The sequence below is a fragment of the Kitasatospora sp. NBC_00315 genome (assembly GCF_041435095.1).
Lineage (GTDB): Bacteria > Actinomycetota > Actinomycetes > Streptomycetales > Streptomycetaceae > Kitasatospora.
The window spans coordinates 6,573,264-6,587,145 of record NZ_CP108025.1 but is presented as its reverse complement, the minus strand read 5'-3'; the positions used below and the strand labels follow the sequence as shown (position 1 = coordinate 6,587,145).

The following is a 13,882-nucleotide window of genomic DNA, read 5'->3' as shown; positions in this document are numbered from 1 at the left end:
CCTCTCGAACCTGCCGTCGACTCGCGGAACGGCCGACAGTTCACACGGTGGCATGCTGGATCCAGGGCGGATTGAGGTCCCCCTTGGCTTCAGGTGGCTTTGAGGTCATACCTTCTCTCCTATGAGCATGGAGAGCACAGCCTGGATGCAACTGCACAGCGTCATGAACGCGCAGCAGGAGCGCCGCCCGTTCGACCGCGCGACGCTGCGGCGGATCGCCACCTTCGCCCGACCGCACCGTCGCCGTATCGGGCAGTTCGTGGCGCTCAGCGTGGTGACCGCGCTGCTCGCCGTCGCCACGCCGGTGCTCGCGGGGCGCGTCGTCGACGTCATCGTGTCCCACGGCGACCAGGGCACCGTCGTACGCCTTGCCCTGCTCATCGCCCTCATCGCGCTGGCCGAGGCAGCGTTCGGAATCCTCGGCCGCTGGCTGTCGTCGACCCTCGGCGAAGGGCTCATCCTCGATCTGCGGACGGCTGTGTTCGATCACGTGCAGCGCATGCCGGTCGCGTTCTTCACGCGTACGCGTACGGGAGCGCTGGTCAGTCGCCTCAACAACGACGTGATCGGAGCGCAGCGCGCCTTCAGCAACACCCTCTCCGGTGTCGTCGGCAACCTGGTGACGCTGATGCTCACCCTGGCCGTGATGCTCACCCTGTCCTGGCAGATCACGCTGCTCGCGTTGGTACTGCTGCCGGTGTTCGTGATCCCCGCGCGGCGGACGGGCAGCCGGATGGCGAAGCTCCAGCGCGAGGCCGCCAACCTCAACGCCTCGATGGGCACCCGGATGACCGAGCGGTTCTCGGCGCCCGGCGCCACCCTGGTCAAGCTCTTCGGGCGGCCCGAGGAGGAGTCCGTCGAGTTCGCGGCGCGGGCCCGGCGGGTGCGGGACATCGGGGTGCGCACCGCGATGGCGCAGTCGGCGTTCATCACCGCCCTGACGCTGGTCTCCGCCCTGGCGCTCGCGCTCGTCTACGGGCTCGGTGGCTGGTTCGCGCTGCGCGGCACCCTGCAGCCGGGCGCCGTGGTGGCCCTGGCGCTGCTGCTGACCCGCCTCTACGCGCCGCTCACGTCGCTCGCGGGGGCTCGCGTCGAGGTCATGAGCGCCCTCGTCAGCTTCGAGCGGGTCTTCGAGGTGCTCGACCTCAAGCCGCTGATCGAGGAGAAGCCGGGCGCCCGCGCCGTGCCGGCAGGGCCGGTTGCCGTGGAGTTCGAGGACGTCCGCTTTAGTTACCCGTCCGCCGACAAGGTCTCCCTGGCCTCACTGGAGGAGGTCGCCGCCCTGGACACCCGCGACGGAGCCGAGGTCCTGCACGGCATCAGCTTCCGCGCCGAACCCGGCCAGACCGTCGCGCTGGTCGGCTCGTCCGGCGCCGGAAAGTCGACCATCGCACAGCTGCTGCCGCGGCTGTACGACACCGACGCGGGAGTCGTGCGGATCGGCGGCGTCGACGTGCGCGACCTGAGCGCCACCTCGATGCGAGCGACTCTCGGCATGGTCACGCAGGACGGGCACCTCTTCCACGACTCCGTACGCGAGAACCTGCTGCTCGCCCGGCCCGGGGCCACCGAGGACGAACTGTGGGACGTGCTGCAACGGGCCCGCCTCGAAGACCTCGTACGCTCCCTGCCCGACGGCCTCGACACCGTGGTCGGCGAGCGCGGCTACCGGCTCTCCGGCGGCGAACGCCAGCGCATGACCATCGCCCGGCTGCTGCTGGCCCGCCAGCGCGTCGTCATCCTCGACGAGGCCACGGCCCACCTGGACAACACCTCGGAAGCGGCCGTCCAGGAGGCACTCGCGGAGGCCCTGGAGGGGCGGACCGCCGTCGTCATCGCCCACCGGCTGTCGACCATCCGGGCCGCCGACGTGACCCTCGTCATCGAGGGCGGACGGATCGCGGAGCGCGGCACACACGAGGAACTGCTCGCGGCGGACGGCCGGTACGCGGAGCTGCACCGCACGCAGTTCGAGAAGCACGCACCCGGGAAGAACGTGACAGACACCGCGGGCGCGGGGGAGGCAGTCGCGGTGGCGTAGGCAGAGGGCCGGGCGCTGCGGTCCGCCGCGCCCCCACCGCCCGCCGGCGGGCGGCGGCACCCTTCCCGTCCTCGGAATGCAGCTGGACGACGGCTCGACTCCCACGTTCCCGGAGGCCCATCCGCGTCAGCACTCATCCGATACCACCACTGGTGGATCTAGCTCCAGGTCACTGACCAGCACAAACGCGCGTGGGAAAATGGTGCGTGTCCCCCTCGGACACCAAGCATTTCCCCACGGGGAGATATAGTGCTCAGAAGGTGCGGGTCGAGGTTCACCTCGACCCGCACCTTGTTTTCGCCCCGGGTAGTAGGTGCCTCACAGCCCCAAAGGCTTGGTAGACGGGTGTCTTCACCTCGATCCTCGCGTGGCTGATCGCGGCTGCCATGTCGGTGATCTTGGCCACCAGAGCCTTGATCTGCTTCCCGAGACAGGTGCCCCTGTCCGGGGCAGGGCCTTCAGCCGAATCTGTGCCTCGGCCTTTGCCGCCTGGACCTCGTTGGTCCAGAGGGCAACCAGCTTTGGGTCTCTACCGGCTTCGAGCACGCTCCGGTACTGAGCGATCTTCTCGTCGCTCGTCTTGATGACTCGTCGAGCATCCTCAGCCGCCGAGGCGTCCGTTGCCGTCGACAAGTCGTCCCGCTGGGCCTCGACCATGGCTGCCAGGGTGCGCTCAAGGCGGCCGGGAGCGAAGGCCCGGGCGATCCAGCCCGTCCAGCGGCCCGACGAGGTCCGCTTCGCGAACATAGACGTTGCGCCGGTGCTGAACATGGTCCGCGAGCGCGTAGTCGTCGGGGAAGCGGCAGCGGTAGTACGGCTCACCGTGAATTTGCTGACCTTGCATCTTGCGGTTGCACAACCCGCAGCAGAGGGCGCTCTTGAAGGCGTAGTGGTTCGTGGTGCGATAGCCCGTCTGCTTCTTCGGGCCACAGCCACGGGAGGCAAGGACAGCCTGCGCCTGCTCGAACGTCTCCTTGTCGATGATGGCCTCGTGGACGGGTTCACTGGAGTAGATCCACTTGTCACTGGGATTCCAGCGCATCACTGACATGTGACCCAGCGCCACGTCTTCGGTGTCGAAGAGGACTTCATCCTTCCGCTGCTTGGCCCAGACCTGATGGCCGGTATAGCGAGGATTGGTGAGGGGGCCCTGACCCAAGGCCGGGTAGTTAGGGCTTGCCGGAAATCACTCGCTGTCTTGATCTCTGACGGTGGTGTGATGCCGTGGCGGGTGGCGAGGCCGATGAGGTCGTCCAGGGTTGCCAGTCGGGTGTCGGCGGGTTCGATGGTGTGGCCGGCTTCGTCGAGGAGGCGCCGGGTCTGGCTGACGGCCCGGTTGAGGCTCTGGGGAACCATTCCGAAGAGCGGGGCGATCGTCACTTGCGGAAGCCGGTGTCGCTGGTAGAGGAGGGTGGCCAGGAGCCGGTGGACGAGGGTGAGGCCGGGGCGCCGGCCGGTGTAGCGACCGGGCGCGGGCGCTTTCTGCCGGTCACCGCCGCGTCGTTGGTGGAGGTGCTTCCCGCTGGCCTTCTCGTGCCGTGCTCAGTGCGGCGATGAACTGGCTCCACTGCTCGTCCGGCATGCCGGTCAGGGCGAGGTGGGCCAGCCATGAGCGGCCCGGTCCGAGCAGGTCCTGGGGCGGGATCGGTGGGATGCCGTCGCGGCAGTGTTTCTCGGGGCGCAGGGTGTAGTTCCAGTCCCCGTGCCAGTCGTGGCGGTCCAGCGGCAGAGCTGCCATCTGCGTGTCGCCGATCGTCATTCCGGCCGGGTAACTGTTGGCGTCCAGAGCTGCGGTGACGGTCAGTCCGGTACTGGTGGTTGTCGCGGCGATGCAGTTCAGTAGGACTTCGTGGCTGGTCAGGGGCCTGCCGCGCCAGTTCATGCTGATGTGGGCGAACAGGCGGTGCTCGATGCGGTTCCACTTCGATGTGCCCGGCGGCAGTGTGCAGACGGTGACGGCCAGGCCGGTCTGTTCGGCGAACGCGGCGAGCTCGGTCTTGAAGGACCTGCGCCGGTAGCTGTTGGACCCGCCGGCGTCGCAGGTGATCAGCAGCCGTCCGGCCTGCGGATAGGTGTCCTTGCCGATCGCGGTCCACCAGCAGCGCAGGGACTCCACGGCGAAAGCGGCGGTGTCGTGGTCGATGCCGACGTTGACCCAGCCGGTGTTCGCCGACACGTCGTAGACCCCGTAGGGGGGATCGCCTTGCCCAGCCTCTCGTCGGGGAAGTCGTGGGTGCGTACCGGGACCGGCTGCCCGGCCCGCGCCCACTCGGTGCCGGTGTTGCGGTACTCGCCGATCAACTCCTTCTTCTTCGTGTACACCGACACCACCGGGTCACCGACCGCGTGGAAGGCTTTGACCTGCTCGTTGATGTAGCGGAACTGCCCGTCGCGCTCGGGGCTCTGCTTACCCTCGATCGTCTTGGCGTTGCCCTGCAGGCTGAAGCCCTCGGCGCGCAGCAGGCCGGCGACGGTGTCGGCCGAACAGCGGTGACCGACCGCCGTCAGTTCCCGGGACAAATTCCTGGTCGACTTCGTCGTCCAGCGCAGCGGCGACATCGGATCCCCGCGCATGTCCGGCTCGACCAGCGCCAGCAGCGCGGGCACCAGTTCCGGGTCCAGGTCGGCCAGCTTCTTGCGGCCCCCGCCGGGCCGGCGGACCCGACCGCTCGGCTCCACCGCGCCGTCCAGTTCGTCCACTCCACGCGAGACGGTACCTTCGCGCATTCCCGCAGCCCGAGCCACCACCCGGATCCCGCCATGCCCTAACGATCGCGCCTCAGCCCCAGCTGCCAGGCGGCGTTGCCGCTCATCCAGATGCGGGCACAGCACCTCGAACTTCGCCGTCAGCGACGCCTCGATCTCCAGAGATACGCCCATACCACAACAACGATGCCCGGAACGGGAAGCAACGCTTTGTTCTCCGGCAAGCCTAACTACCCGGCCTTGGGTCAACGCCCTCCCCCGTATCGCCAACGCACTGAGGGCACTCGGCTCGTGCCCATCACCATTGCTATCGACCGTAAGATCTCCACACCAACGTTTACGGGGGAGCCGAGTTGAGCATCCTGCACATCCGCCAGATCGCGGCCTCGATTCAGCGGACCATCGGACCGCACCTTGACCTCAGCGACCTTGCGGGCCGCGGCGACACGGACTCCGCTGTCCTCACCCGAGGCCTCTCCGCTCTGGCCGTCCAGATGCTCACGGGCTTCAGCCCGGCCGATGCGGCGGCGTGCGTCGTCGACGGTTTCAACGACAACGGGATCGACGCGGTGGCCGTCGACGCGGACCATCACCGCATCATCCTGGTCCAGTCGAAATGGCACGCCGACGGACGCAAGACCCTCAACGCGGGCGAGGCCCTCAAGCTCGTCCAGGGCACTCGCGACCTGTTCCGGAGCAACCCCGATCCGTTCAACGAGCGCGTCCGCCGCCTCATGCCGGCGATCGAGTCGAGCCTCAATGAACCTGAAACGCGCATCGTCATCGCGATCGCCACAACCGGTGGCGACCAACTCCCGGCAGAAGTACAACGCCCGCTGGTCGACCTGCTGACCGAGATCAACGACGGCGGGGACGACCTGGTGAGCCTCCGGGTCCTGGGCTCAGCGGACCTTCACGGATTCCTGACTCACGGGACGGCGTCGCAGAAGGTCGACCTCACTCTCAACCTCTCGGGCTGGGGAAGTGTCCAGACGCCCTACCAGGCGTACTACGGCGTCGCCTCGGCCATCGACATCGCCGGGTGGTACGACCAGTACGGAGACCGCCTCTTCGACGGGAACATCCGGGAAGCTCTCGGCAGCACCGCGGTCAACGACGCCCTGGTCACCACCCTTGACCAGGAACCGGAACACTTCTGGTACTTCAACAACGGCATCACCGTACTAGCCGAGAGCGTGAACCGGGCCGCACGCGGAAGCCAGAACCGAGCCCACGGCCAATTCCATCTCAGCGGTGCCACCGTAGTGAACGGCGCCCAGACGGCCGCCAGCATCCACGCCCTTCTACAGAGGGACGAAGCGCTCCTCGAGGACGCGGCGATCTGGATCCGCGTCATCGCCCTGGACGGCTGCCCCGATGGCTTCGCCGCCAGCGTGACCCGCGCGACCAACACCCAGAACGGCGTCGGCGCCCGCGACTTCGTCGCGCTCGACCCGGGCCAGGACCGGATCCGGGCGCAACTGCGCCTGCAGTTCGACAAGGCCTACGGCGTCAAACGCAGCGCGCAGCCGATCACCGGAGCTGCAGGGTGCGACGTCGAGGAGGCAGCCATTGCCCTGGCCTGCGCCAATCCGGACCCAGCATTCGCCGTCGATGCCAAGCGCCAGGTCAGCCTGCTCTGGGCATCCACCAATGATCCCACCTACCTGGCGCTCTTCCCGGCCCACTTGGACGTCGCTCGGCTCTGGAACAGTGTGCTCATTCTGCGCCAGGTTGAGACAGAACTCGGTCGCCTCAAGAACTCCCTCGCGAGCAAGGCATCGGGAGTCCTGGTTCATGGCAACCGCCTGATCGCGCACCTGGTGATGTCTCAGCTCGAAGCTGCCAAGGTCATTCAGAACCCAGAGGCCGAAGCCGAGGGTCTACTTGATCAGGTTCCCGACCTCACCCGGCTACTGGCTGAGCATTTGCGGAACGCAGTGAACGCCGCCTATCCGGCAAACACCTTCCTCCAACCGCTCTTCAAGAACCACTCCAAGTGTCGCCATCTGGTCGAGACAGCACTGAGCGAGTACTCCGGCACGCGGGTGAGCCTCCCCGAGCCGCGGCGGCATCAGCCGGCGGCACCACAGAACGGAAGTGGCAGCGCAGACTCGACAGAGACCGCTCGAACCGTCGGCATCTCTCGCATGAAGGACGCCATCAAGGTCATTCAGGAGGCATCCGCCCTGCCGGAGGGAGCCCTCCTGCTGTTCAAGGCAGGGACAGAGCGCGAGCGGAATCAGATGCTCCCCTGGATCCAGCAGGACCCTCGCCGTGGCCGCGTACGGTGGACCAACGAGCCGCCGTACCAGCAGCCACTCATCTGGGAGTACGACGACAAGCGCTACTCCCCGAGCAACCTGGTCACCACAGCGATGATCGCCGCAGGCATGTCCCCACCTTCTGGCGTACGGGGCCCTCGCCGCTGGGCCACGGCGGACGATGAGACGCTTGTTCAGATTGCAAAGCGACTTCTCCGAGAGGGCATCGTCGAGGATCGCTGACAGCTGGCGAATTGTTGTATAGCAGAGTGCCGCTCCGGGGCAGGTCTTCGCCCAAGGTAGGCGTTGCCTGGCTCCGGAGCCAGGCAACGCTGAGCCCGAATCCACCGGGTGATTGCTGCCAGGGAAGCCCCGTGCAACGAAGAGATGCCTTGCGACCTGCGATGATGGGAGTTCTCTAGCCTCGATTTTTCATGACGGTCCGTTGGCGTGGTCGGCGGGCCGTTTCGGCTTGTGTGGGTAGTGGTGGGTAGGCCGAGGGCCCGACTGTCGCGTCGGGTGCGCGTCGGATTCCACGGTTCCGGAGGTGTTCGGCTGCTCGTCGGGGTGGGTCGTTGTCGCTGGTCAGCCAGGGTTCGGTAGTGCTTGCAGCCTGCTGAACGCGGTAGTGATCACGTCGGTCCAGGGCCAGTGGTTGGCCAGGCGGAGGATGCGGCGGCGGCCGGTGGTGACCAGGCGGGCGGCGGCGGAGAACAGTCGCAGCCGCATGCGCTTGGGTTCCCATCTGCGGGTTCGGCCGGTGAGGGCGAGCGTGGGCATCCAGGCGAGGAGGTCCAGGGCGAGTTGGACGATCTCCAGCCAGAGCTGATTTTGGGCGGTGTGGTGCAGGGGGAGATTGCGCAGGCCGGTGTCGCGGGCGGCGCGGATGCGGTCCTCGGCGCGGGCGCGCTGGCGGTGCCGCAGTTCCAGGGCTGCGATCGCGGTTCCGGGGGTGTTGGTGGCGAAGCAGGTCAGGCGCATCCCGTCGGCGTCGGTGAACCTCAACTGGGCTCCGGGGTGCGGTCGTTCCTTGCGGACGATCAGCCGTATTCCCTTCGGCCAGCCGTTGAGGACGTCGCCCGCGAGTTCGGCGACCCAGGCGCCGTCGCGGACCTGGCCGTCGGGTTCGACCGCGGGCGTCCAGGCCGGGGCCGGGACATGGAGCACGGCCTGGTGGACCGCGTCGGTGATCGTCATCCCGACCGAGTAGGACAGCCACCGGCCGCGTGTGGTCAGCCAGTTCAGGAAGTCGTGGGTGCCTCCTGCGGAGTCGGTGCGGATCAGGGTGCGGCGTCCACGCCGGTGGCGCTTGGGAAGTTGGGCCAGGGCGAGCTGGGTGGTGGTGATGTGGTCGGCGGCGGTGTTGCTGCCGGCGTTGCCCGGCCGCAGCAGTGCGGCCACCGGTTCCCCGGAACCACCCGCTCCGTGGTCGACGAACGCGACCAGCGGGTGGTGTCCGAAGGTCCGCTTCCAGGTCGCGGTCGCGTCCTGCTTCTCGGAGTGCGCCAGCACCAGCACTCCGTCGATGTCCACGATCACCTGCCCTCCGGCGTCGGGGGCATCGGCCCCGGCAAGCTTCCAGACCCGTTCGCGGACCTCGGCCCTGGCCCGGCGGATCGCGGTCAGCGCGTGGGGCCCGGCCGCGGCCAGGGTCTCCACCAGGCGCGAGACGGTGGGGTCGGAGGCCACCAGCCCGAACACCTGCGGTTCGGCACGCAGCACGGCCACGTCCGACAGGCAGTCCCCGCCCAGCGCCACCGCCAGGGCCAGGTCCAGCAGCACCTTGCCCGGGTCGTGCACCGCACGCTGTTTGCGCCACGGCGCCAGCGCCGCCGATATCGCTGTGTCCAACCCGGTCTTGCGCACGGTCTCCACCAGCAGCACCCCGCCGGCCTGCGAGACCACCGCACCGCCGTCGCCCTGGACGCGGACGCGCGGGTAGGACCCGATAAGCTTCTTCACCTGGAGAGTGCTTCTTTCCTTGCAGCGGACAGGACCCTAGACAAGTCCCATCGTTGCAGGTCAGAAGCACTCTCCGTTTATTTGATCAAGGTTTGGACGAGCCGCTCATGAAAGCGCGAGGCTAGGCTCCACCACGCACGATCGGCAAGGCATCTCGTAAGTGCAATCCTCTCATGCTGTCTCGGCCGTCTCCGTCGTGTTCGACGAGCCGAATCTGATCGCAGACGCCGGACTGCTCCCGCTGGTCCGCCTGGCCGAGCGCGTCGACCTGCCCGCCCTGGTCGGCGACAGGCTGCGCATCGAAGGCGCCGGCAGCGGTGCCGGTGCCAATCCGGCCGCGAAGGCGATGACGCTGGTCGCGGCGATGTGCGCCGGGGCCGACTCCATCGACGACACCGACCGGCTCCGGCACGGCGCGATGGACCGACTGTTCGGCGGGGTGCGCGCGCCGTCCACCCTGGGCACCTTCCTGCGCGCCTTCACGCACGGGCACAACCGTCAACTCCACGCGGTTCACCGGGACTTCCTTGCCCGCCTGGCCCGCACCACGCCACTGCTGCCCGGCGTCGACCTGGTGGCGTTCGTGGACATCGACCCCACCCACCGACGCGTCTACGGCCGCGGCAAGCAGGGCGCCGAGGTCGGCCGGTTCAAGGGCGTACGCACCCTGCACCCGATCCTCGCCACCCTCTCCACCCCGTCGGCCCGCCCGGTTATAGCGGCGGTCCGACTGCGGCGGGGCAAAGCGGCCGACGCCCGCGGAGCCGGGCCCTTCACCGCCGAGGCCCTCGCGGCCACCCGGCAGGCCGGCGCGAGCGGCACGGTGATCGTCCGCGCGGACAGCCAGTTCTACAACGCCGACGTCGTGGCCGCCTGCCGCCGGGCGAACGCCCGATTCTCCGTGACCGTGCGGATGAACCCGCACGTCGCCGCCGCGATCAGCGCCATCGACGAGGCCGCGTGGACGCCGAGGTCGCCGAGACTACCTACACCGCGTTCACCGGCCGCAAGAAGGCCGAGCACGTCACCGCGCGCCTGGTCGTGCGCCGCGTCCGCCGCCTGAACGCCGAGGTCGCGGCCGGGCAGGGCGAGCTTTTCACGGCCTGGCGCTACCACCCGGTGTTCACCGACAGCCCGTTCGAGATGCTCCAGGCCGAGCTGCAGCACCGCCAGCACGCCACGATCGAGCAGGTCATCGCGGACGGCAAGGGATCGGCCCTGGCCCACCTGCCCTCCGGCAACTTCCAGGCCAACAACGCCTGGCTCACCCTGTGGGCGATCACCCACAACCTGCTGCGGGCCGCCGGCAGCCTCGCCGGCTCCTTCCACGCCAGAGCGACCACCGCCACCCTGCGGGCCCACCTGATCAACGTCCCCGCCCGCCTCGCCCGCTCAGCCCGTCGGCAAACACTCCACCTGCCCCGCCGATGGCCCTGGCAACACGCCTTCACCGACCTGTTCGACACCGCCCACGCCCCGCCCACCTGATCGCAGACCCGACCACCCCGCCCGCCAGGGCCCAACCGGAGCAAACGTGGAAGAGCTGGGCAGACCAGCGGACACCCCACACCCTCCAACCGGTCACCCCGACCAAGCCGCCGAAACGATCAGTTCGGAATCAGCCCGGTGGATTCGGGCTGAGGCCGACCAACGGCTCCGCCACTGCGGGCTCGGTAGACGCGAGCCGTAGTCCAGACTGTTGGTTGGTTTGACTGCCGGCTCCTTCGTTCAGGTTTGCCCCATTGCGATGGAAGCCTCATGAATCCCCGGCATCGCTCACCGCCGAGTCCAGATGCAGGTCGCTGACCAGCGAGAACACCGGTGGGGAAATGGTTTGTGTCCCCCCTCGGACACAACAGATCGCCGATGCGGTCGGCGAGAGAATGCGGGTCGGGAGAAATCCTGGCCCGCATTTCGCGTTTTCCCGCGGGTCTTGCGGGTCGTCGTGGGTCTTGCGGGTCGTCGCGGGTCTTGCGGGCTCCGCGGGCCACCGCGGGCGCGGTGGCCCGCGGTGACCGGTCCGCCCCGGCTGCGCGTTCGAGTGCCATGGCCGATGTTCGACGAACCAGGGGTGATGGGCTACCGTCCCTGCGGTGAACAGAAACCGCAGGTGGCTACCCCGGGCCACCGCCGGAAGCGCCCAGGTCCCGTCCACCGTCGGTCGGGCCGCCGCCCGGCTCGGCTGGCTGGACGCGCTTCGCGGACTCGCCGCGCTGACCGTGGCCATGCACCACTTCAACCTGCTCGGCATGCTGCCGTTCGGCGGCTTCGTCTGGTGGCACTTCGACCCGGGGCTGTACGGGGTGATGCTGTTCTTCGTGGTCAGCGGCTACATCATCCCCGCGTCGCTCGAACGCCGGGGGGACATACGGGCGTTCTGGGTCGGACGAATATTCCGGATCTACCCGGCCATGATCGCCGCCCTGGCGCTCTCGATCATGATCCTGCCCAGCGGCGACGGCTCGGTGGCGCTCCTGCGGACCGGCCACAACCTGATCTCGCTGGTCGCGAACGGCATCATGCTCCAGGATCTGCTGGGCGTCATCAACAGCATGAACGTCACCTGGACGCTCTGCTACGAGATGGTCTTCTACTACTTCGTGACCGCGCTGTTCAGTCTGGGCTGGCACCGGCGCAGCGGCCCGATCGCGGTGGGCTCCGCGACGGTGGCGCTCGTGCTGGGCACCGCCATCGCCCCGATGACCCTCACCACCGACCTCTCGTCCACCCGCAACCTGGTGCTGGCCGCCGCGGTGATCGTGGCCATGGGCCTCGCCTGCATGCTGAGCGGCAACCGGACGCTGACCCGGACCGGGGCGCTGCTGCTGGCCGGGCTCGGCCTGGTGCTGGTCGTCTTCAACAGCCGGGCGCCGTCCTTCGAGACCTGGATGATCTTCGCGACCATGTTCGCCGGCACCGCGGTGTACCGAGCCGAGCACGGCCAGATCGATCGGATGCAGGCCGCGTTCTGCTGCGGGTTCGTGATCGTGGCCGGTGTCCTGGTCGGCTGGATGTACAACCGCGACGGGATGCAGCAGAACACCTGGACGGCCGGCTGGGTCGCCTGGTCGGCGGCCTACTTCGGCGCCTGGGCGACCTTCGGGGTCGGCCTGATGCTGCGCCGCCGCAGGTTCCCGCGGGTGCTGACCTGGCTGGGGGCCGTCAGCTTCTCGGTCTACCTGCTGCACATCCCGCTGCTCCACACCCTCGCCCCGCGGCTGCACGTGCCGCCGGTCCCGCACACGGCGGGCGGCAAGGTGCTCTGGACGGCCGAGTTCCTGGCCGTGGTCCTGCTGGTGAGCTACCTGCTGTACCGCCTGGTGGAACTGCCCATGCAGAAGCTCGGACGGCGCGTCCTCAAGGCGGTGGAGCGCGGGCTGCCGGCCGTGGCCGCCGGACCGGGCCCGGGCGGGTCGCGATCCGGACCGGACGGAACGGCATCGGACGGTGCCGGGGCGAGCGCCGCCCGGCCGGGCGGTTCGCGGCCGGGTGACCCGCAGCCGGGCGGTACGGCCGTGCTGCCCGCCCAGCCCGGACCGGAGCGGGCCGGGGACGTGACCGCCGGCTCACGCTGAGATCCCGAGCGCCTCACCCCGCCGCTGCCCGCACCCCGCCCGGGTGCGGGCAGCGGCGTCCGCGCGGCCCGGGCCCACGGTGACCGCCCGTCAGAGAGCCTCGCCCGGAAGGGAGCCGGTGTCGTCCGCTCCCTCCGGATCCACCCGGTCGGGCATCCCGAGCCGGGCCCGCAACAGCCGGTTCTCCTCCTCCAGGGCGGCCGTCCGCCGGTGCAACCGGTCCAGATGGGGCCGGAGTTCGGCCTCCGAGAAGCGCGGGGTGATGTGCTGGTGGCAGTTCCAGTTGACGCCCTCGACCCGGATCAGGAGCAGGCGTTCGACCAGCCCTTCGGTGCGTAGCCCGCAGAGCCGGGCGGTGAGCTCCGGGTCGTCGTCCAGGCCCTGGACGGCTGCCCGCCCGAGGATCTTCAGACGGGCCTGGCGGGGGTAGTCCATGAAGAACAGCGCCACCCGCCCGTCCGCCCGGATGTTGCCGGTGCTGATGTACTGGCGGTTGCCGCGGACGTCGGCGAAGGCGATCGTCCGCTCGTCGAGGACCTGGCAGAAGCCCGGCGGCCCGCCGCGGAACTGCACGTAGGGCCAGCCCGTCTCGCCGACGCTGGCGAGGTAGAACCCGTCCCGGGAGTGGATGAACGCGCTCTCGTCCGCGGCCAGCCGGTCCGGCTCGTCGCCCTCGGCGAGCCGTCGGCCGACAGCCGCGGCACTCCCTTGCTCCTCCTGTACCAGGCGCACCGTGTCGGTGTAGGCCAAGTGGGCGAAACGGCTCATGCCGTACTCCTTCTCGCCGATCGGGCGGACGCCGCCGCCCGCCGGCTCATCCGGCGAGCGGACGCACCGCCGGGGGGTCGGCCGCCAGGACCGAGGTCAGCAGCCCCGGGAAGCGGCTCTCCAGATCGTCGCGGCGGAGCCGGCTCAGCCGGGAGTTGCCCACCAGCCGGGTCGCCACCACGCCGCTCTCGCGCAGGGTGCGCAGGTGGTGCGAGACGGTGGAGCGCTTGACGGGCACGTCGAGCGAGGTGCACGAGCCCTCTCCCGCCGCGTCGAGCAGGCGCACGATCTGCAGGCGCACCGGATCGGCCAGCGCCTGGAGGACCAGGCCGATCTCCACCTCCGCGAGGTCGGGTTGCGGCAGCCAGGTGTCCTGCATCGTTCGCCTCTCTTCGCCACGCGCGTCGTCGTTCTCGACGAGCCCCGGTGCCGACGATACACATCGGAATCCACTCCTCCCGGGCCGGCATCCGAACCTTCTCCGATCCTCATCGACCATGACGATGGTCATCGGAATAAGTTACGATGCCGATCGTAACAGACGTCGAGCATCGGAACAGGAGCCG

Annotated in this window: 8 protein-coding genes and 2 pseudogenes; 4 read left to right on the top strand and 6 right to left on the bottom strand. The window is 69.0% G+C overall.

What is annotated here, in order from left to right; translation table 11 throughout:
• The first annotated feature begins 121 nt into the window (after positions 1-121).
• A complete protein-coding gene (locus tag OG823_RS27515) occupies positions 122-2,041 on the top strand; it encodes an ABC transporter ATP-binding protein (protein WP_371482706.1) in 1,920 nt (639 codons plus the stop codon).
• Between the two features lie 351 nt (positions 2,042-2,392).
• On the opposite strand, the gene OG823_RS27510 is transcribed toward OG823_RS27515, so the two are convergent.
• The 3 genes and pseudogenes from OG823_RS27510 to OG823_RS27500 all read right to left on the bottom strand — a co-directional run.
• Complete coding sequence (locus OG823_RS27510) at positions 2,393-2,698, bottom strand: hypothetical protein (protein ID WP_371482705.1); 306 nt, start codon at positions 2,696-2,698, stop codon at positions 2,393-2,395.
• 16 nt (positions 2,699-2,714) lie between these two features.
• Complete coding sequence (locus OG823_RS27505; protein ID WP_371482703.1) at positions 2,715-3,200, bottom strand: recombinase family protein; 486 nt, start codon at positions 3,198-3,200, stop codon at positions 2,715-2,717.
• 32 nt (positions 3,201-3,232) lie between these two features.
• Positions 3,233-4,921: pseudogene (locus OG823_RS27500) on the bottom strand (ISAzo13 family transposase); the annotation flags it as partial.
• 179 nt (positions 4,922-5,100) lie between these two features.
• Between OG823_RS27500 and OG823_RS27495 the strand changes: the two are divergent.
• Complete coding sequence (locus tag OG823_RS27495) at positions 5,101-7,254, top strand: AIPR family protein (protein WP_371482701.1); 2,154 nt, start codon at positions 5,101-5,103, stop codon at positions 7,252-7,254.
• Positions 7,255-7,596: 342 nt separating this feature from the next.
• On the opposite strand, the gene OG823_RS27490 is transcribed toward OG823_RS27495, so the two are convergent.
• Positions 7,597-8,973, bottom strand: a complete 1,377-nt coding sequence (locus OG823_RS27490; RefSeq protein WP_371476415.1) for an IS1380 family transposase — start codon at positions 8,971-8,973, stop codon at positions 7,597-7,599.
• Between the two features lie 160 nt (positions 8,974-9,133).
• Between OG823_RS27490 and OG823_RS27485 the strand changes: the two are divergent.
• Both OG823_RS27485 and OG823_RS27480 read left to right on the top strand, forming a co-directional pair.
• A pseudogene (locus OG823_RS27485) lies at positions 9,134-10,461 on the top strand (IS1380 family transposase).
• Between the two features lie 605 nt (positions 10,462-11,066).
• A complete protein-coding gene (locus tag OG823_RS27480; protein ID WP_371482700.1) occupies positions 11,067-12,548 on the top strand; it encodes an acyltransferase family protein in 1,482 nt (493 codons plus the stop codon).
• 90 nt (positions 12,549-12,638) lie between these two features.
• On the opposite strand, the gene OG823_RS27475 is transcribed toward OG823_RS27480, so the two are convergent.
• The gene (locus OG823_RS27475) at positions 12,639-13,316 is read right to left on the bottom strand and encodes a pyridoxamine 5'-phosphate oxidase family protein (protein WP_371482699.1); all 678 of its coding nucleotides are present in this window, start codon (positions 13,314-13,316) and stop codon (positions 12,639-12,641) included.
• Positions 13,317-13,362: 46 nt separating this feature from the next.
• Positions 13,363-13,695 carry an ArsR/SmtB family transcription factor gene (locus OG823_RS27470; protein WP_371482697.1) on the bottom strand — a complete coding sequence of 111 codons (333 nt, stop codon included), beginning with the start codon at positions 13,693-13,695 and terminating at the stop codon, positions 13,363-13,365.
• Positions 13,696-13,882: the final 187 nt, after the last annotated feature.

Bases quoted from the DNA above. Each gene is read 5' to 3' on its own strand.
- OG823_RS27515 (WP_371482706.1), top strand. From the start codon at position 122: ATGAGCATGGAGAGCACAGCCTGGATGCAACTGCACAGCGTCATGAAC.
- OG823_RS27475 (WP_371482699.1), bottom strand. From the start codon at position 13,316: ATGAGCCGTTTCGCCCACTTGGCCTACACCGACACGGTGCGCCTGGTA.
- OG823_RS27510 (WP_371482705.1), bottom strand. From the start codon at position 2,698: ATGGTCGAGGCCCAGCGGGACGACTTGTCGACGGCAACGGACGCCTCG.
- OG823_RS27470 (WP_371482697.1), bottom strand. From the start codon at position 13,695: ATGCAGGACACCTGGCTGCCGCAACCCGACCTCGCGGAGGTGGAGATC.